We start from the raw sequence: 19,154 nt of genomic DNA on the forward strand, positions 1-19,154 counted from the left end.
CACAGCTCCTTTCAGGCCACTACTCAGGCCGCTACGAGATAGGAAAAGACCGATTCGAGGGATTCGTCGGACGGGGAGACGGTGAGCAGCCGGATGCCGTGTTCGCGCGCGACCCTCGGCAGCAGCGTCGTGAACCGCCCGAAGTCGACCGCCTGGATACGCAGGGCACCTTCTGCCACGTCGACGTCGATCCCCGCCGTCGAAGGATCCGCGATGAGCGCGGCGGCGAGGGCGCGGTCGTCGCTGGACCGGACGAGATAGCGGTGCGGCCGGTCCGTCATCAGCCGGCGGATCTTCCGGAAGTCGCCGGACGCGGCATGGCGGCCCGCCACGATCACCTCGATGTGCGAGGCGAGCTGCTCGACCTCCTCGAGGATGTGGGAGGAGAAGAGCACCGTGCGGCCCTCGGCGCCCATCCGGCGCAGCAGCTCCATGAGCTGCATCCGCTGCCGTGGGTCCATGCCGTTGAACGGCTCGTCGAGGAGCAGGACGGACGGGTCGTGCACCAGCGCGGACGCCATCTTCACGCGCTGGCGCATGCCCTTGCTGTACGTCGAGATCTTGCGGTCCTGCGCGTACTCCATCTCGACGGTGGCCAGCGCCTTGTGCGCCGCCGCGTCGCCCAGTCCGTGCAGCTCGGCGTTGGCGACGACGAACTCACGGCCGGTCAGGAAGTCGTACATGCCCTCCCGCTCGGGCACGATGCCGATGGCCTTGTAGACCGCCTCGTTGCGCCAGATCGGTGCGCCGTCGAGCGTCACCTTGCCGGTCGACGGCTCGAGGAAGCCGGCCATCATGTTGATCAGCGTGGACTTTCCGGCGCCGTTGGGACCGAGCAGCCCGGTGACTCCCGGACCCACGGTCATGCTGACGTCGTTGACGGCGACCACGTTGCCGAACCAGCGGGAGGTGTGGTCGATCTCGATGGTGGTCACAGCCCGACCCTCCGGTAGCGGCGCATCAGTACGGCGTACGAGCCGGCGACGAGCGCGAGAACAACGATCAGGTAGACCACGCCCGCGGCGGCTCCGGGCCCCTCACCACCGGGGAAGGCGGAGGAGGCGCCGAGGAACGCGGTCTGCACCCCGTCGATCAGCGTGATGGGTGAGAACAGCCCCAGCCAGGTGATGGCCTCGGCCGAGTCGGTCTGCCAGGCGATCGCCTGGACGGTGGAGACCGCACCGTAGGTGATGGTCAGTACGGCGATCACGGCGGCGACTCCGAAGCCCCGGCGCGGGGTCAGGGCGGCGACCACCAGTCCGAGACCGGCGAACAGTACGGAGAGCAGCGCCACCGAGACCATCCCCTGTCCGAAACCCTTGGTCTGATCGGCGAAGTCGAACTCGGCGAGCAGTGCACCCACGTAGAGAATGACGAGGGGCAGCCCGGTGAGGATGAGCAGGGCCGAGGCCATCGCGGCGCACTTGGCGATGACGTAGTCGAAGCGCTCGATCGGCCGTGAGAAGTACAGCGGGACGCTCTTGAAGCGCAGGTCCCGGGACACCGACTGCGGTGCCTGTGAGGCGATGAAGAGTCCGATCACGGCCTGCAGATAGATCGCGAAGTCGGTGTAGGCGATGGGCAGATCGGTCATGCCGGGCGCGGCGATGGCGACCGCGACGAGGATGAGCGCCACGAGGCACATCACCCCGCACAGCAGCATCGGCAGCACCTTGGACTTGGCGGACCTGCCCAGTCCGAACGAGCCGCGCAGGGACTGCGAGTACAGCGAGCGGCGGGCGTAGGCCCGGCCGAGGCGCGCTCCGTCGTAGGAGCGGTATCCGATGTTGTGGATCCGGGAGGTGTCGCTCCCGGCGGCGGTCCCGGTCTCAGTGCTCATCGCGCCCGCTCCCCTTCTGCTGTCCGGCACCCGCTGCCGCGGCCACGGCCGCCTGCGGTGCCTGTTCGGTGCGGAAGACCTCGGCGATGTGGTGGCGCCGCTGTTCCATCCGGATGAGACCCAGTCCGAGGTGGGCGACGCTGTCGCGGACCACGTCGTACGTCTCCTCGCCCGTGGCCTCCACCAGGAGGATGTGGCCCGCTCCCGGCAGCCCTTCGGCGTCCAGGCCGTCATGGCCGACGAGCTTGATCCCCGCGCCGGTGAGTGCCTGACGCAACGCGTCGGTGCCGTCCGGGTGGGTGTCGCTGTCGGTGACCTCGACCGCCAGCGTCGTGGTGGTCCGGGTGAAGTCCCTGGTGGAGCTGGAGCGCAGCAGCGCGCCGCCGTCGATGACGACGACGTGGTCACAGGTCCGTTCGAGCTCACCGAGGAGGTGCGAGGTGACCAGCACCGAGATGCCGAAGTCGGTGTGGACACGGCGGATCAGGCCGAGCATCTCGTCCCGGCCGACGGGGTCCAGGCCGTTGGTCGGCTCGTCGAGAAGGACCAGCTTCGGGTCATGGACCAGCGCCTGGGCCAGCTTCACCCGCTGCTTCATTCCGGTCGAATAGCCGCCGATGGGGCGGTAGCGCTCCTCGTACAGCCCGACGTGGCGCAGGGTGTCCGCGGTGCGCTCGCGCGCCGCGGTGGGCGGCAGTCCGGACATCCGCGCCATGTGTACGACGAACTCGGTGGCCGAGACATCGGGGGGCAGGCAGTCGTGCTCGGGCATGTATCCGACCCGCTCACGGATGGCGGCGCCCTCGGTGGCGACGTCGAGCCCGAGCACCGCGGCCCGGCCTTCGGTGGCGGGGGACAGACCCAGCAGGATCTTGATCAGCGTGGACTTGCCGGCCCCGTTGGAACCCACCAGGCCGGTCACGCCCGGTCCGATGTCCAAGGAGAGCCGGTCAAGCGCGGTCACCCTCGGGAACCGCTTGCTCAGGCTTTCGGTTGCGATGACAGTCACGTCTTCGAAGGTAGTGGCGCGCACCACAGGAGTCGTCAGACCAGACGGCTGTATCCGGGTCCGCCTCCAGGCGTACGAACCCGTAGGGGGACCCCACGAGGGAGGACACCACGGTCCGGGCCCTCCCCAGCGTCGTCCACAGGCTCGGGGCATCCCTTGACGAGACCGTGCGCCGGTTGCCACATTCGGCGGTGTCACGCCGCGGATGCGTACCGTGACGGCGGCACGGGAACGAGGAGGCGTCGTGGAGTTGCGAGGCGTGCGTGAGCGCCGGGTGCGTACGGGCGGGATCGAGCTGTGCGTGGCCGAGGCGGGCGATCCGGCACGGCCGACGGTCGTGCTGGTGCATGGGTATCCGGACAGCAAGGAGGTCTGGTCCCGGGTCGCGGAACGGCTGGCGGAGCGGTGGCACGTGGTGTTCTACGACGTACGGGGGCACGGCAGGTCGACCGCTCCGGAGCCGCTGCGCGGGGGCTTCACGCTGGACAAGCTGACCGATGACTTCCTGGCCGTCGTGGACGCCGTGAGCCCGGACCGCCCGGTCCATGTGGTCGGCCACGACTGGGGTTCGGTCCAGTCCTGGGAATTCGCCACGGTGGAGAGGACCAAGGGCCGTATCGCGTCGTTCACCTCGATGTCCGGCCCGTCCCTCGACCACTTCGGGCACTGGATCAAGCAGCGGACGTCGCACCCGGACCCGCGCCGTGTGGCGCAGTTGCTCGGCCAGGGCGCCAAGTCCTGGTACGTGTACGCACTGCACACGCCGGTGCTTCCCGAGATGGCCTGGAGAGGGGTGCTCGGCAGGCAGTGGCCACGGATTCTGCGGCGCGTGGAGAAGGTGCCCGCGGACGGGTATCCGACGGCGTCGCTCCCGCAGGACGCGTCGCACGGTGCCTGGCTCTACCGGGACAACATCCGGTTCCGCCTGCGTCGGCCGCGCCCGGACGCGTACGCCCATGTCCCGGTGCAGCTGATCACACCGACCGGTGACGCGTTCCTCTCACCGTCGCTCTACGACGAACTGGACGCCTGGGTACCCCGGTTGACACGGCGCTCCCTCCCTGCGAAGCACTGGGTGCCGCGCACCAGGCCGGATCAGCTGGCGGCCTGGATCAGCGAGTTCGCGGACGAGGTGGAGACCGGCGGCGGGGATGGCCCCGCCGAGGAAACGACGCCCGCAACCGCGGCCACCGGCCCGCATGCCGGTCGGTTCGGCGGCCGGCTGGTCCTGGTGACGGGGGCGGCCACAGGCATCGGACGGGCCACGGCACTGGCGTTCGCGGAGGCGGGGGCCAGGGTGGTGGCTGTGGACCTGGACGCGGACGGTGTTGCCCGGACGGCGGAGACGGCCCGGCTGATCGGCGCACCCGACGCGTGGGGCGAAGTGGTGGATGTCGGGGACGAACAGGCGATGGAGAAGCTGGCGGAGAAGGTTCTCACCGAACACGGCGTCGTGGACGTCCTGGTGAACAACGCCGGTGTCGGTCTGTCGGGTGCCTTCCTCGAGACGACGAGCGAGGACTGGCGGAAGGTCCTCGACGTGAATCTGTGGGGCGTCGTCAACGGCTGCCGGATCTTCGGCAGGCAGATGGCCGACCGGGGCCAGGGAGGTCACATCGTCAACGTCGCCTCGGCAGCGGCCCATCAGCCGTCCCGTGTGCTGTCCGCCTACAGCACCTCCAAGGCGGCGGTGCTGATGCTCAGTGAATGTCTGCGTGCGGAGCTGGCCGAGCATTCGATCGGGGTCAGTGCCGTCTGCCCGGGTCTCATCGACACGGGCATCACCGGTACGGCCCACTTCGTCGGTGCCGATGACGCGGAGGAGGAACGCCTGCGGAAGCGGACGGCTCGTCTGTACGCACTGCGTAACTACCCTGCGGAGAAGGTGGCCCAGGCGATTCTGGGGGCCGTGAGGCACGACCGCGCCGTGGTACCGGTGACACCCGAGGCCCGAGGGGCACAGCTGCTGTCCCGGATCAGTCCACGGATGCGCCGCCGTGTGGCCCGGCTGAGGCCCCCCTTGTGAGCACCGCCGCGGTGAGAACGCGCAGTGGTGCCGCGCGGGGACACCGGGCGTGGCGGCCACTTGGCGGGTTGGAAGCCCCGTGGCCGACGTCGTATGCGGCCGACACGGCTTCGCCGATAAGGCGTCGTACGACGGCGCCTTGGCCGCTTGTGTCATGTGCCGGCACGACGAGCGTGTGTGCGCCCGCGTGCCGCACAAGTGCTGTGCATGGCGGTGGAGTTGTCCACAGCGGCACCGAAAACCCTGTGGATAAGCCGCGTTGGCTGTGGATCAAACCTGGTGAGGCCCATGAGCGCTGGAACTTCGAGTGAAATCGAGGTGCGCCCCACGAGGCCCGCCTGGCACGCTGAGAGGATGGACGACCGACGCACCGTCAAGGTGTCCAAGTACCTGTCGAGGCATCTGCGGCACGAGCCCGGCCGGATCGGAATCAGTCTCGACCCCCAAGGCTGGGTCGCCGTCGACGTGCTTCTGCGGGCCTGTGCCCAGCATGGCTTCGCTGTCACCCGGGCCGAACTCGACCACGTCGTCACGACCAACGACAAACAGCGCTTCGCCGTCGAGGGCGAACGTATCCGCGCGAGTCAGGGCCACTCCGTGGCGGTCGACCTCGGCCTGCCCCCGGCCGAACCGCCCGCGTACCTCTACCACGGCACCGTGGCACGGACGCTCCACGCCATCCGCGCCGAAGGGCTCAGGCCCATGAACCGCCACCACGTCCACCTCTCGCCCGACCGCGAGACAGCGGTCAGGGTCGGGGCACGGCGCGGCGCACCCGTCGTCCTCGCCGTGGACGCGGGGGCCATGCACCGGGCAGGTCACGTCTTCCATGTCAGCGCCAACGGTGTCTGGCTGACCGCCTCCGTGCCACCGGTCTTCATACGACTGCGGGAATGACCCGTTGGACAGGTCGGCGAACCATGTCCCCCCAGGCCCGTCCGCGGAGCGTCGAGGTTCGTGACGGATCGCGGGGCGGTCCTGGCGACCCCCGTCGCGACGCCGGCGTGGCTTCCCACATCGGCGTTGTCGGTCGGCACATCGGGTCGGCGTGAAGCCTGCGTTTCGTCGGGGTCAAGGGCGCAGGGAGGGGCGACGGGGGTGCTCAGATCGGCTCGACGGCGATGCGAGGGAGGCACAGCCGGCGCAGGTCGCCCGTGTCGCTCGTGATGACGGTGACGTCGCCGTGCTCCATGTGCGCCGTGGCGGTGAGCGTCGCATCGATGGCGTACGTGTGACCGTGCAGGCTCTCCGCGGCGAGCAGTCTGCTCGCCGCACGTGCGATCTCCTCCGTGACCGGGCGCACCTTGGCCAGGGAAACGGCATGGTCGAACGCCGCCTGCGGCACCTTCGGGTCACGTGCCTCCACCAGCGTGGCGGCGCTCGTCACGACGAGCAGATCCAGTTTGCGGGCGACATCCAGCCATACGGTCATGTCACGGTGGCAACGGGAGAGCTTGGAGAGGGCCTCGCTGTCGAGAACGAGAGTCCCGCTCACGCGGCGTCCGCCGGAGCGGACCCAGGATGCCGGCTGCCGGGCACGGCCACGCGAGCACAGATGCGGTGCCTTCCGCCGGAGTCCTGTCCCCACCGGTGAAGGCATAGCCCAGGCTTGCCGGTGGGTGACAGCACGTGGTGAAGTCCGGTGAGGGGCAGGGTTGCCTTGGAGAGCCCCCGGATGGTGAGGGAGCGGAATCGAGTGGCACGGGTCGTTGCACGAGAAGCGAGCACGGGCACAGGCGTGATGAGCGCACCACCGCTTGCCGCCCCCGAGGCGACCACCTGGGCGCGGGAGCTTCTCGACGAAGGCTGGGCGGCGGTGTTCCTTCCCGGAGAGCCGGCCCGTCTCGGGCGGCTCCTGCTCTGGCAGCCCGCGGGGGCGGTCGCCGGGGACGGTGCCTTGCCGAAGGGTGTGGAGACCGACTCGGTGGAACTGGTACTGCCGCGTGGCCGCTCGGTCGGACGACGCACGATGGACGGTTACGCGCTGCCCGTCGCGGTCGCCGTGTCCGCCCTGACCGGGGCGCGGCCACCGCACCCGTCGGCCGCGGCCTGGCAGGCCGCCGCCCACTTCGCGCTGCGGCTGCTCGCCGACGGCCGCCTCCACCCGGCCCTCACCCCGGCCGGTTACGACACCTGGCGGGCGGGCCCCTTCACCGCTGCCCAGCGGCAGGCGCTGGACGCCCTCGCCGCAGCCTTCCCGCCCCATGCCCACTGCCTGCCCGAGCCCGGCCCGCCGCCGGTACGCATCGCCGAACCGGCGATGCTGGTGCGCCTGTTCTGCGACGCGGTCGCCGACGACCTGGTCCGCACTCCGGCCGTGCCTCTCGCCGTGGGAGCGGTGCCGTACGCCTGGCGCGAGGCGCGCGCCGTGCCGGCGCTGCGCGAATGGGCCGAGGAGACCGCTGCCGCGCTGACCGCCGAGGTCGGCGTCTCGCTCCGCGTCGACGTACCCGAGGGCCGACGCCGGCAGTTCCGGGCCACCCTGCAACTGCACACCGCGGCGGATCCGGCGCTCGTCGTGGAGGCCGCACGGCTGTGGAGCGAGCCCGGCGAGGTGGAGAGGCTCCTCGGCCCACGCGCCGAGACCGAGACACTGCTCGCGCTGCGCCGCGGCGCCCGCGTCTGGCCCCCGCTCCACCGCATGCTGGCGGACGCCGCTCCCGAACAGCTCCTGCTGACCGACGACGAAGCCTTCGACCTGCTGGGCGAAGCAACCGACGCGCTGCGTGCGGCCGGTATCGATGTGCACTGGCCGCGCGCACTGCTCAAGGCGCTCACCGCGACCGCGGAGATCGGGCAGCGCGCCGCCCCCGGTTCCAGCGCGGGCGGTCTGCTCGACGCCGACGCCCTGCTCGACTTCCGCTGGCAGGTCTCGCTCGGTGGCGAGCCTCTCACCGAAGCCGAGATGAACGCCCTCGCCGAGGCGCGCCGCCCGCTGATCCGGCTACGCGACCAGTGGGTCGTCGCCGACCCGAAGCTGGTGGCCCGCGCGAAGCGCCGCCGGATGGAACCGCTCACCCCCATGGAGGCGTTGAGCGCCGCGCTGACCGGCGAGGTGGAAAGGGACGGTGGGACGTATCTCTGCGAGGCGGTCGGTGCGCTCGGCGATCTGGTCACCCGTATCCGCGATCCCGAGTCCCGTACCCCCGCCGCCCAGCCCCCTGCTCTCACGGCCACGTTGCGCGACTACCAGAAGCGGGGCCTCGCCTGGCTGGCCGAGATGTGCGAACTCGGTCTCGGCGGCTGCCTCGCGGACGACATGGGCCTGGGCAAGACCATCACGCTGCTCGCCCTGCATCTGCACCGCCAGACCGTCTCCACCACCGCGGGCCCCACCCTCGTCGTCTGCCCCACCTCCTTGCTCGGCAACTGGCAGCGCGAAGCTGCCAGGTTCGCGCCGACCGTTGCCGTGCGCCGTTACCACGGCGGCGACCGCCACCTCGAGGACCTGGCCGGCGACGAGATCGTCCTGGTCACCTACGGGGTGCTGCGGCGCGACCGTGACGTCCTCGCCGAGACCGCATGGTCGCTGATCGCCGCCGACGAGGCTCAGCACATCAAGAACCCCTACGCCGTGACCGCTCGCGAACTGCGTACCCTGCCCGCCCGGGCCCGCGTCGCGTTGACCGGTACCCCCGTGGAGAACAACCTCTCCGAACTGTGGGCGCTCCTCGACTGGACCACCCCAGGACTCCTCGGATCGCTGTCCGCCTTCCGCGACCGGCACGCCCGCGCCATCGAGGCGGGGGCCGGGGACGGCCAGGGCTCGGCGGCCGCCGAGCGCCTGTCACGCCTCGTCCGCCCGTTCCTGCTGCGCCGCAAGAAGTCCGACCCCGGCATCGCACCCGAACTGCCGCCCAAGACCGAGACCGACCGTGTCGTCTCGCTGACGGCCGAGCAGACCAGCCTGTACGAGGCGGTGGTCCGCGAGACCATGGCGCAGATCGAGGAGTCCGAGGGAATCACCCGGCGCGGCTTGGTGCTGAAACTACTCACCGCGCTGAAGCAGATCTGCAACCACCCGGCCCAGTACTTGAAAGAGCACGGCCTGAGCCGATCCGCGCCGCTCACCGGCCGCTCCGGCAAGCTCGATCTTCTCGACGAACTGGTCGACACCATCATCGCCGAGGGCGAATCGGTGCTGGTCTTCACCCAGTACAAGCAGATGGCGACCCTCCTGGAGAGGCATCTCGCCGAACGCGGCACACCCACCCTCTTCCTGCACGGCGGTACCCCCGTCACCCGACGCGAGGAGATGGTGGAACGCTTCCAACGCGGTGATGTTCCGGTGTTCCTCCTGTCGTTGAAGGCGGCCGGCACCGGGCTCAACCTGACCCGCGCCACTCACGTCGTGCACTACGACCGCTGGTGGAACCCGGCCGTCGAGGACCAGGCCACCGACCGCGCCTACCGCATCGGCCAGGACCGGCCCGTCCAGGTCCACAAACTCATCGCGGAGGGAACCGTGGAGGACAAGGTGGCGGAACTGCTCGCGTCCAAGCGCGCGCTCGCCGACGCCGTCGTCGGCTCCGGCGAAGCCGCCCTGACCGAACTGTCCGACGCCGATCTCGCCGAACTCGTCGCCCTGGGGAGGCAGGCATGAGCGCCTCGGTCCCCGGCCCGCGCCGCGCGCCTGCCCGCGGCAAGCGTGCCTTCGCCGCGACCTGGTGGGGCCAGGCGTGGGTCACCGCCCTGGAAGACTCCACCCTGGACGCCGGGCGCCTGTCACGCGGGCGCACCTACGCCCGCAAGGGCATGGTCGGCCCGACCACCGTCGCCCCGGGCCGGATCAAGGCCGCCGTCCAGGGCAGCCGGCCGCGCCCGTACCGCTCCTCCGTCCACCTGCCCGTCCTCACCGACACCCAGTGGGGCACCCTGCTCGACGCCATCGCGGCCCGCGCCGGCCACCTTGCCGCGCTCCTGGACGACGAGATGCCCGCCGGACTCGTCGACGACGCCCGCCGAGCGGGCGTCCCCCTCCTCCCGCAGCCCACCGAACTCGATCCCGACTGTTCCTGCCCCGACTGGGGGTACCCCTGCAAGCACGCCGCCGCGCTCTGCTACGTCATCGCCGCCACCGTCGACGCCGATCCGTTCGTCCTCTTCGCGCTGCGCGGCCGCGGGCGGGAAGAGGTCCTCGCCGAGCTGCGCGCACGCCGTACGCCGAAGCAGGGCACCCCCACCCCACCAGCCCCGACGGGTGTCCCGGCCACCGCCGCCTACACCCGCTGGGCTGAACACGCCCCCCAGCTGCCCGGCCCCCGAGCTCCGGCCACCCACGCCGCCGCGTTGCCCGTCGCCCCGCCTTCCGGCACCGGCCTGTCCACCACGGACCTGGAACGCCTCATGTCCGACACCGCCGCACGCGCAGCACGACTTCTCGCGGGCCACACCGCCGACCTGCACCTGACGCAGCACCAGGACGCGGTACGGATCGCCGCGAGCGGCCCCGGACCCGATTGGTTTCACCGTCTGATCCAGAACACCGGCATCAAACCCACTGAGTTCGCCCGTCTCACGCGCGCCTGGCGCAACGGCGGCCCCACCGGCCTCACTGTCGCCGAACAGCCGCTCACCCCTGACCCGGCGGTGATGACGGCCGCCCGTACCGCCCTGACCGCTGCCCTCGCCGAGATGACCCCCGCCCCTGCCCGTCTCCGTGCCTGGCGCAACCGCCTCACCCTCACCGACCACGGCATCCAGCTCCGGCTCGGCCCTGACGCCTGCTGGTACCCCTGCATCCGGGAGGACGACGGCGAATGGTGGTCCGCGGCACCGGCGGACGCCGACCCGGTCGCGGCAGTCACCGCTGTCTGGCGGAAGACCGGGGCGTGATGGCGACGGCGGGGCGCACGGCACCGGCCGCAACCAGCCATCGGATACGCCGGGCAGCCGCTACGGGGCGGAGGCCCGTAGCACGCGGTCGAGGAAGCATAGGGTCGTCAGCATGCGACTGAGCACGGTGATCCTTCCCATCCACCGATGGACCGAAGGACAGAAGATCTGGCGGCAGGCCGAAGACCTCGGATTCCACGCCGCGTACACCTACGACCATCTCTCCTGGCGGAGCTTCCGCGACGGGCCGTGGTTCGCCGCGCTCCCGACGCTGACGGCGGCAGCGACGGTGACGCAGCGTATACGTCTGGGCACTCTCGTGACGTCGCCCAACTTCCGGCATCCGGTCACCCTCGCCAAGGACCTGATCACCCTGGACGACGTCTCCGGCGGACGGATCACGCTCGGCATCGGCGCCGGCGGCAGTGGCTTCGACGCCACCACGCTGCGCCGGGCCGACGAGCAGCCGTGGACCCCGCGTGAACGTGCCGAGCATTTCGAGGAGTTCGTCCCACTGCTCGACCGTCTGCTCCGTGAGCCGACCGTGACACAGGAGGGCCGGTTCTACGCCGCGAACGAGGCCCGGAACATCCCCGGCTGCGTACAGCGCCCCCGGCTGCCCTTCGCGGTCGCCGCCACGGGGCCGCGCGGGCTGAAGCTCGCGGCACGCCATGGCCAGGCGTGGGTGACCACGGGTGATCCGAAGCTGTTCGAAACAGGCACCCCTGAACAGTCCGTGACTGCCGTCCGCGGCCAGATGACCCGGCTGGGAGCGGCCTGCGAGGAAGCCGGCCGGGATGTCTCCGAGCTGGACAAGATCCTGCTGACCGGCTTCACCCCGGGGCGTCCGTTGCAGTCCCTCGACGCGTTCGTGGACTTCGCGGGGACCCATTTCGACCTCGGGTTCACCGAGATCGTCGTCCACTGGCCGGTGCCCGACTCCGACTTCGCCCTGGATACGGAGGTGTTCGAGCAGATCGCCACCGAGGCACTGGCCCAGCTCGGCTGAGGGCCGGGGGTGGCTGAGGCAGGACGGCCCGGCCTTCGGCATATGCCAGAGGCAGGTTACGCAGCTCAGGGCCTCGCACTCTCAGATGGGCGCCCCTCTGCACGCCCGTGCGACTCCGTGCGGGAGAATGAGGGAGTGACCTCAGCTACCGACTCGCCTCTGCCTGCCGTGACCCGGCTGATCGCCACCGATCTGGACGGCACCCTCCTGCGCGATGACAAGACCTTGTCGGACCGTACGACCGCCGCTCTGGCAGCCGCCGAAGCGGCGGGAATCGCTGTCTTCTTCGTCACCGGACGGCCCGCTCGCTGGATGGACGTCGTCAGCCCTCATGTGCAGGGCCACGGCATGGCGATCTGTGCGAACGGCGCCGCGGTCGCCGACCTCCACGAAGGCCGGCTGCTCAAGGTCAACCCCCTGGACCGTGCGATCGCCCTGGACGTCGTCGACGTCCTGCGCGAGGCGGCGCCCGGGGTGTCCTTCGCCGTCGAACTGGCCACGGGCATCCACTACGAGCCGGCCTACCCCCCGTTCCACATGGATCCGGGGGCCACGGTCGCCGTCGCGGAGAAACTGCTCCACGAAGAGGTCCCGGGAACCGGCGCACCGGTCCTGAAGGTCCTGGCCCACCACCCCGAGATGGCCCCGGATGCCTTCCTCGCGCTGGCCCGCGAACGCGCGGGTGACCGTGCGTCGTTCACCCGGTCCAGCCCCACCGCGCTGCTGGAGATCAGCGGCCTGGGGGTCTCCAAGGCCCGCACGCTCGCCGCGTGCTGCGCGGAGCGCGGGATCACCGCGGACGAAGTGGTCGCCTTCGGGGACATGCCCAACGATGTGGAGATGCTGAGCTGGGCCGGTGCCTCGTTCGCCATGGGCAACGCCCATCCGGCCGCGGTGGCCGCCGCGACCGGGGTGACGCTGACGAACGACGAGGACGGCGTCGCCGTCGTCATCGAACGGATCCTCGCCACACGCTGAGCCCGCGCACCGGGACAGGACCGCGAGGCCCGCCCGGTCAGAGCGGAACCTGCCAGGTCACCGTCGTACCGGAGCCGTCCTCCCCGGCCCCCGGTCCGAGCCAGCTCGCGCCGCCCAGGGATTCGGCGCGCCGGGCCAGGTTGCGCAGGCCGCTGCGCCGGCCTCCGTCCGGAATCCCCACCCCGTCGTCCGCGACCGTCAGCCGTACCGCGTCCCGCCCGTCGGGCAGCACCGCGGTCGCGTCCACCCTCACATCGACGTGTGAGGCACGCGCGTGGCGGAACGTGTTGGACAGCGCCTCACGCAGAGCCGCGATCAGGTTCCTGCCCGCCAGTTCCCCCACCAGTGAGTCGACAGGCCCCAGGAACCGGTGCGAGGGCATGAAGCCCAGGGGCACCGCCGCCATGTTGATCTCCCGTAGTACCCGGGTCCGCAACCCCGACGGCGCCTCGGCGGGTTCGTGCTGCAGCGCGAAGATGGCCGTGCGGATCTCCTGGATGGTCACATCCAGTTCGTCCACGGCCCGTCCGATGCCGGCCCGCACCGCGGGCACCGGAGAGCGCCGCTGGGCGCCCTCCAGCATGATCCCGGTGGCGAACAGCCGCTGGATGACGAGGTCGTGGAGGTCACGGGCGATCCGGTCCCGGTCCTCGTAGACGGCGAGGCGCTCCCGGTCCCGCTGGGCCTCGGCCAGCTTCAGCGCCAGTGCGGCCTGCGCGGCGAAGTGGGTGGCCAGTGTCCGCTCCGTCCGGGTGAACGGCCGGCCGCCCCGGAGCCGGGGAACGGAGAGCGCTCCGAGCACCCGGCCACCGCTGCGCAGGGGGAGCAGCATGTGCGGGCCGAATCGATCGGCCAGCCTGGTGATCAGGCGGGGGTCTGTCGCCGAGTCCTCCAGGAACACCTCCTCGCCCCGCAGGAGGGCGGCCACCACCGGGCTCTGCGGCGGGATGATCACGCCGAGGGACGCGGACGGCTCGTCCCCGGAGACGGCGACGATCTCCAGACCGCCTTCCTCGGCCGGAAGCAGCACGATGCCGACCGCCGCATCGGCGAGGCGACGTGCCTGTTCGGCGACGACGGCGAGTGCCTCGTCGGCGTCGCCGGCCGAGAGCAGGGCGGTGGTGACAGCCACCGAACCGTCGATCCACTGTTCGCGCTGTCGGGCTGCCTCGTACGTCCGTGCGTGGCCGATGGCGATCCCGGCCTCCGTCGCCAGCACACGCAGTATGTGCAACTCGTCGTCGCAGAACCCACCTCCGCCGTGCTTCTCCATCACGTAGAGGTTGCCGAAGATCTCGCCCTGGACCCGGATCGGGACTCCGAGAAAGCTGCGCATCTTCGGGTGGGCGGCCGGGAATCCGCCGAAGCGCGGGTCGTCCGCCAGATCCTCCAGCCGGATGGGCACGCCGTCGTGGATCAGCGCGCCCAGGAGACCGGTGTGTCCGTCGGGCGGGTGTCCGATCTCCTGGGCGATCCCCTCGGGCACCCCATGGGTGATGAAGTCGCTGAGGACTTCGCCGGGCTCTTCGACGACGCCGATGGCCGCATAGCGGGCGTGGGCGAGTTCAGCCGCGGTCCCGCAGACGCGCTCGAGGGTGGAGTGCAGCTCGAGGCCCGTGGCGACAGACCGCGTTGCCTCCAGCAGCGGGGGAACGCGTGCGCTCAGCTCCGCGGAGAGCCCTCGCAGACCTCCGGTGCTCCGCTGCGCCTTTTCGGGCGCGTCCTTCGACTCCGAATCGGGCATGATCCGAGCCTAGTAAGCACCGAACAGTCCGGAAAGCCGGAACTCGGGCGAGATCGCCGTGTTCAGCCCCTCACCGGTTCAGGCACCGCTCGCGATCGCTTCCTGGGACCCCTGCGCACAGGGGCCTGTTCACGTTCGAGCATCCGGCGCAGTGGACCGTCCTGGGCCGCCAGAGCAGCGTACGGACCCTGCTGCACCACCCGGCCCCCGTCCAGCACCACCACCTCGTCCACCGCCTCGAGCCCGGCCAGCCGATGAGTGATCAGCACGGTCGTACGCCCCTGGGTGGCGGCCAGCAGATCCGTGGTCAGCGCGTCCGCCGTGGCCGGATCGAGGTGCTCCGCAGGCTCGTCGAGTACGAGTACGGGGAAGTCGGAGAGAAGAGCACGGGCCAGTGCCAGCCGCTGCCGCTGGCCACCCGACAGCCGGGCCCCGTGCTCGCCCACCAGCGTGTCGAGGCCGTCGGGCAGCGACCGGACCCAGTCCCACAGCCGGGCTGCGGCGAGAGCGTCCCTCAACTCCCCGTCGGTCGCTCCTGTGCGGGCCAGCCGCAGGTTCTCGCGGATGGAGCTGTCGAAGACGTGGGCGTCCTGGGCACACAGCCCGACGAAGGTCCGCACCGTGTCCCCCTCCAGCGCGGAAGCCTCGACCCCGCCGAGACTGTACGTACCCTCCCGGGCGTCCAGGAAGCGGAGCAGGACCTGCGCGAGCGTGGTCTTACCCGAACCGGACGGGCCCACGACGGCGACCCGCTTCCCGGCCTGCAGCGTCAGGTCGACGGAGTGCAGGGCATCGCGCTCCGCGCCCTCGTAGCGGGCCGACAGCCCGCGTACGGCCAGGGGGAACGGCGCGGCCGGCGTCTCGGCCGGCGCAGCAGGCTCCCCGACCGGTGCGGAAGCATCCAGCACCTCGAAGACCCGCTCCGCGCTCCGCTTGATCCGCCGGCGGTACTGCACCGCGAGCGGCAGTCCCGTCACGGCTTCGAACGCGGCGAGCGGGGTGAGCACGACGACGGCGAGCTCGACACCCGCCAGCCGTCCGCCGTACACGGCGGGCAGCGCCACGAGCGCCGTCGCCACGACGGTCAGTCCGCAGATCAGGGCGGAGAGACCGCCGCCGAGGGCTGTCGCGGCCGCAGTGCGCGAGGCGATCCGTGTGAGGACGCCGTCCGCCGATCGCACCTGCTCCCTCCGGGCGGGCAGCGCACCCGCGACAGTCAGCTCGGCCGTCCCGCCGAGCAGATCGGCGACCCGGACGGCCAGCGCGGCCCGGGCCGGCGCCAGCTGGGACTCGGCCCGCCGGGCGAAGGCCCCGCTCAGCCACGGCACGCCCACGCCCGCGAGGAGCAGCCCGGCGGCGAGAACCGCACCGGCCTCCGGCAGCATCCAGCCGGTGAAGGCGACAGAACCCGCCACCACCGCCGCCGCGGTTCCCACGGGCAGCAGCCAGCGCAGCCAGTAGTCCTGCAGCGCGTCCACGTCGGAGACGAGCCGGGACAGCAGGTCGCCCCGCCGCGCGGCGCGCAGACCGGCGGGCGCGATGCGCTCCAGCCCCCGGTACACAGCCACTCTGAGCTCGGCGAGCATCCGCAGCACCGCGTCGTGGGACACCAGCCGCTCCGCATAGCGGAAGACGGCCCGCCCGAGCCCGAAGGCCCGGGTAGCGGTGACCGCGACCATCAGATACAGCACCGGGGGCTGCTCGGAGGCGCGTGAGATCAGCCAGCCGGAGACGGCCATCAGACCGACGGAGGACGCCACCGCGAGGCTGCCCAGCAGCAGAGCCAGCCCCAGCTTCCCGTGCTGCGAACCGGCGGCCTCGCGGACCCGGGCGAGCACACGACCGCCTGCCCTGGGGGCGGTGTCCCTGAGCAGCTCGACCCTCTCCGCGAGCAGTGCGGGCTCTGCCGCGTCCAGCTGCCCGGCATCCCCTCGGTCAGCCCGGTGGCCTGGAGCACCAGGGTTCGGAGCCGCCCCGCCGTCAGCCTCCACCCGGCCGGCCATCGGCTCGCCCGCCCCCGGCTGCAGCACGACCACCCGGTCCGCGACCGCGAGCAGCGCCGGCCGGTGCACGACCAGCAGCACGGTGCGCCCTGCGGCAAGCCTGCGCACCGCGTCGACGATGCCCGCCTCCGTCTCGCCGTCCAGGCTCGCCGTCGGCTCGTCGAGCAGCAGCAGAGGCCGGTCCGCGAGGAAGGCCCGGGCCAGCGCGAGGCGCTGCCGCTGTCCTGCGGAGAGCCCGGTGCCGTCCTCACCCAGCAGCGTTCCGACACCGTCCGGCAGCGCGCCCACGAAGTCGTACGCCCCTGCCTCCCGCAGCGCGGTCATCACCGCCGCGTCGTCCGCGTCCGGGCGCGCCAGCCGTACGTTCTCCGCGATCGTCCCGGCGAAGAGATGGGGGCGCTGGGGCACCCAGGCGATCTGCTCACGCCAGCGCTCGAGGGAGAGGGCGGACAGATCGGTCCCGCCGACCCGGACCCGGCCCTCGTCCACGGCGGTGAATCCGAGCACAACGCTGAGGAGCGTCGACTTGCCGACCCCGCTGGGACCGACGAGGGCGACGGTTTCCCCCGGCTCGACCACGAGGGAGGCCGCAGCCGGAGCGGGCTCGGCCCGGCCCTGATGGCGGACCGTCACCCCTTCCAGTTCGAGCCGCAGCGACTTCGGCGTGTCGTGGGACCCGCCGGCCGCGGGCTCGGTCTCCAGCACCGCGAAGATCTCCTCGGCCGCCGAAAGCCCTTCCGCGGCCGCGTGGTACTGCGCCCCGACCTGACGGATGGGCAGATAGGCCTCCGGCGCCAGAATGAGCACCACCAGCCCCGTGTAGAGGTCCAGTTCTCCGTGGACGAGCCGCATCCCGATCGTCACGGCGACCAGGGCCACGGAGAGGGTCGCCAGCAGCTCCAGGGCGAAGGAGGAGAGAAACGCGATCCGAAGGGTCTTCAGCGTGGCCTGGCGGTACTGCGAGGTGATGCCACGGATCGATTCGGCCTGCGCCTTGGCCCGCCCGAAGACCTTCAGTGTGGGGAGTCCGGCGACCACGTCGAGGAAGTGACCGGAGAGCCGTGACAGCAGCTTCCACTGACGGTCCATCCGGGACTGGGTGGCCCATCCGATCAGGATCATGAAGAGCGGAATCAGCGGCAGCGTCACCACGATGATCGCCGCCGAGACCCAGTCCTCGGTGACGATCCGGGCCAGCACCGCCACCGGAACGACGATCGCGAGGCCGAGCTGAGGAACGTAGCGCGAGAAGTAGTCGTCGAGGGCGTCGACGCCCCGGGTCGCCAGAGCGATCAGCGACCCGGTGCGCTGCCCGCTGAGCCAGTCCGGCCCCAGGACGGACGCCCTTTCCATGAGCCGGCCGCGCAACTCGGACTTGACCGCGGCACTCGCCCGGTACGCGGCCAGTTCCGTCAGCCACGCCACGAACGCCCGCCCCAGCGCGACAGCCGCCAGCAGCATCAGCGGCGTGCGGAGCCCGGAAACGGTCAGCCCGTCCTCGAAGCCGCCCACCACCACTTCGGCGACGAGCATGGCCTGGGCGATGACCAGAGCGGCTCCGACCAGGCCCAGTGCCACTACGGCCGCCAGGAAGAACCGGGTGGCCCGGGCGTAACGGAGTAGTCGCGGGTCGATCGGTTTCACGTGAAACAGCTCCCCAGTGCGCTCATGGCACTCGTCCGGTTCGGGCTCAGTGCGCGTCGGCGATGTGGTGCGTGCCGATGCGCTTGCGGAACACCCAGTACGTCCAGCCCTGGTAGAGCAGCACCACGGGGGTGGCGATGCCTGCGCACCAGGTCATGATCTTGAGGGTGTACGGGCTGGAGGAGGCGTTGGAGACCGTCAGATTCCACGCGTCGTCGAGCGAGGACGGCATGACGTTCGGGAAGAGCGTCAGGAAGAGCATCGCTACCGCTGCCGCGATGGTCACGCCGGAGAAGGCGAACGACCAGCCCTCGCGTCCCGCCGCGATGGCTCCGATGGCCACCACCAGCGACACCACGGCGACCAGCATGGCCGTCAGGCTCCAGCCGTTCCCGTTGTCCGCCTGCGTCCAGCCGAGGAAGGCCAGTGCGAGCACCGCCGTGGCCAGGCCCAGCTTGAGTGCCAGCCCCCGTGCACGCTTCCTGATGTCCCCGACGGTCTTGAGCGCGGCGAACACCGAGCCGTGGAAGGTGAAGAGGAACAGCGTGACCAGGCCGCCCAGGACGGCGTACGGGTTGAGCAGGTCCCAGAGGTTGCCGACGTACTCCATATCGGCATCGATCTTCACGCCGCGGACGATGTTCCCGAAGGCCACGCCCCAGAGGACGGCCGGAATCAGCGAGGTCCAGAAGATCGCGTGCTCCCAGTTGGTCTGCCAGCGCTCCTCGGGCCGCTTCGCCCGGTACTCGAACGCCACCCCGCGGATGATCAGGCAGAGCAGGATGACCAGCAGAGGCAGGTAGAAGCCGGAGAACAGGGTGGCGTACCACTCCGGGAAGGCCGCGAAGGTGGCGCCGCCCGCGCTGAGCAGCCACACCTCGTTCCCGTCCCAGACCGGCCCGATCGTGTTGATCAGGACCCGTCGCTCCTTGCGGTCCCGGGCCAGCAGCTTGGTGAGGACCCCGATACCGAAGTCGAATCCTTCCAGGAAGAAGTAGCCGGTCCACAGGACGGCTATGAGCACGAACCAGACATCGTGGAGTTCCATCTCTCAGCTCCGCTTGAT

General features: G+C 71.0%; 13 protein-coding genes. 6 read left to right on the forward strand and 7 right to left on the reverse strand.

The window, feature by feature from the left end; translation table 11 throughout:
* Positions 1-23: 23 nt before the first annotated feature.
* Genes ACFYSH_RS10495 through ACFYSH_RS10505 form a run of 3 tightly spaced genes read right to left on the reverse strand, consistent with a single transcriptional unit; the run spans position 24 to position 2,804 of the window.
* Positions 24-935 (reverse strand): ABC transporter ATP-binding protein, encoded by a 912-nt coding sequence (locus ACFYSH_RS10495; RefSeq protein WP_359463758.1) that lies wholly within the window; start codon positions 933-935, stop codon positions 24-26.
* On the reverse strand, positions 932-1,840 hold the full coding sequence (locus ACFYSH_RS10500) for an ABC transporter permease (protein ID WP_359463756.1): 909 nt from the start codon (positions 1,838-1,840) through the stop codon (positions 932-934). Before ACFYSH_RS10500 ends, ACFYSH_RS10495 begins: the two co-directional genes overlap by 4 nt.
* Entirely contained in the window at positions 1,830-2,804 is a 975-nt protein-coding gene (locus ACFYSH_RS10505; RefSeq protein WP_388752004.1) for an ABC transporter ATP-binding protein, read from the reverse strand. Before ACFYSH_RS10505 ends, ACFYSH_RS10500 begins: the two co-directional genes overlap by 11 nt.
* 250 nt (positions 2,805-3,054) lie before the next feature.
* Between ACFYSH_RS10505 and ACFYSH_RS10510 the strand changes: the two genes are divergently transcribed.
* Positions 3,055-4,875, forward strand: a complete 1,821-nt coding sequence (locus tag ACFYSH_RS10510) for an SDR family oxidoreductase (protein ID WP_359463750.1) — start codon at positions 3,055-3,057, stop codon at positions 4,873-4,875.
* A 354-nt stretch (positions 4,876-5,229) separates the two neighbouring features.
* Positions 5,230-5,772: an RNA 2'-phosphotransferase gene (locus ACFYSH_RS10515; protein WP_359463747.1), complete on the forward strand. Its 543-nt coding sequence runs from the start codon at positions 5,230-5,232 to the stop codon at positions 5,770-5,772.
* 205 nt (positions 5,773-5,977) lie between these two features.
* Here ACFYSH_RS10515 and ACFYSH_RS10520 read toward each other — a convergent pair whose 3' ends face one another.
* Positions 5,978-6,370, reverse strand: a complete 393-nt coding sequence (locus ACFYSH_RS10520) for a DNA-binding protein (RefSeq protein ID WP_359463745.1) — start codon at positions 6,368-6,370, stop codon at positions 5,978-5,980.
* A 246-nt stretch (positions 6,371-6,616) separates the two neighbouring features.
* Here ACFYSH_RS10520 and ACFYSH_RS10525 point away from each other — a divergent pair, with 246 nt between their 5' ends.
* The 4 genes from ACFYSH_RS10525 to ACFYSH_RS10540 all read left to right on the forward strand — a co-directional run bounded on the left by ACFYSH_RS10525 (position 6,617) and on the right by ACFYSH_RS10540 (position 12,697).
* A complete protein-coding gene (locus ACFYSH_RS10525) occupies positions 6,617-9,478 on the forward strand; it encodes a DEAD/DEAH box helicase (RefSeq protein WP_359463743.1) in 2,862 nt (953 codons plus the stop codon).
* A complete protein-coding gene (locus ACFYSH_RS10530; protein WP_388751846.1) occupies positions 9,475-10,710 on the forward strand; it encodes an SWIM zinc finger family protein in 1,236 nt (411 codons plus the stop codon). Before ACFYSH_RS10525 ends, ACFYSH_RS10530 begins: the two co-directional genes overlap by 4 nt.
* A 112-nt stretch (positions 10,711-10,822) precedes the next feature.
* Positions 10,823-11,719 carry an LLM class flavin-dependent oxidoreductase gene (locus ACFYSH_RS10535; protein ID WP_359463738.1) on the forward strand — a complete coding sequence of 299 codons (897 nt, stop codon included), beginning with the start codon at positions 10,823-10,825 and terminating at the stop codon, positions 11,717-11,719.
* A 135-nt stretch (positions 11,720-11,854) separates the two neighbouring features.
* Positions 11,855-12,697 (forward strand): Cof-type HAD-IIB family hydrolase, encoded by an 843-nt coding sequence (locus tag ACFYSH_RS10540; RefSeq protein ID WP_359463736.1) that lies wholly within the window; start codon positions 11,855-11,857, stop codon positions 12,695-12,697.
* Between the two features lie 37 nt (positions 12,698-12,734).
* On the opposite strand, the gene ACFYSH_RS10545 is transcribed toward ACFYSH_RS10540, so the two are convergent.
* The 3 genes from ACFYSH_RS10545 to cydB all read right to left on the reverse strand — a co-directional run bounded on the left by ACFYSH_RS10545 (position 12,735) and on the right by cydB (position 19,136).
* Positions 12,735-14,441 (reverse strand): GAF domain-containing sensor histidine kinase, encoded by a 1,707-nt coding sequence (locus ACFYSH_RS10545; protein ID WP_388751849.1) that lies wholly within the window; start codon positions 14,439-14,441, stop codon positions 12,735-12,737.
* A gap of 62 nt (positions 14,442-14,503) precedes the next feature.
* Entirely contained in the window at positions 14,504-18,088 is a 3,585-nt protein-coding gene (gene cydD / locus ACFYSH_RS10550) for a thiol reductant ABC exporter subunit CydD (protein WP_388751851.1), read from the reverse strand.
* 46 nt (positions 18,089-18,134) lie between these two features.
* Positions 18,135-19,136, reverse strand: coding sequence for a cytochrome d ubiquinol oxidase subunit II (gene cydB, locus ACFYSH_RS10555; protein ID WP_359463727.1), 1,002 nt, complete (start codon positions 19,134-19,136; stop codon positions 18,135-18,137).
* Between the last annotated feature and the right edge of the window lie 18 nt (positions 19,137-19,154).

Origin of the sequence: Streptomyces sp. NPDC005791, from assembly GCF_042871485.1 — a bacterium.
Classification (GTDB): domain Bacteria; phylum Actinomycetota; class Actinomycetes; order Streptomycetales; family Streptomycetaceae; genus Streptomyces.

Coding starts and splice junctions, on each gene's coding strand:
- ACFYSH_RS10510 (WP_359463750.1), top strand. CDS start 3,055: ATGCGTACCGTGACGGCGGCACGGGAACGAGGAGGCGTCGTGGAGTTG.
- ACFYSH_RS10535 (WP_359463738.1), top strand. CDS start 10,823: ATGCGACTGAGCACGGTGATCCTTCCCATCCACCGATGGACCGAAGGA.
- ACFYSH_RS10525 (WP_359463743.1), top strand. CDS start 6,617: ATGAGCGCACCACCGCTTGCCGCCCCCGAGGCGACCACCTGGGCGCGG.
- ACFYSH_RS10500 (WP_359463756.1), bottom strand. CDS start 1,840: ATGAGCACTGAGACCGGGACCGCCGCCGGGAGCGACACCTCCCGGATC.
- ACFYSH_RS10515 (WP_359463747.1), top strand. CDS start 5,230: ATGGACGACCGACGCACCGTCAAGGTGTCCAAGTACCTGTCGAGGCAT.
- ACFYSH_RS10530 (WP_388751846.1), top strand. CDS start 9,475: ATGAGCGCCTCGGTCCCCGGCCCGCGCCGCGCGCCTGCCCGCGGCAAG.
- cydB (WP_359463727.1), bottom strand. CDS start 19,136: ATGGAACTCCACGATGTCTGGTTCGTGCTCATAGCCGTCCTGTGGACC.
- ACFYSH_RS10545 (WP_388751849.1), bottom strand. CDS start 14,441: ATGCCCGATTCGGAGTCGAAGGACGCGCCCGAAAAGGCGCAGCGGAGC.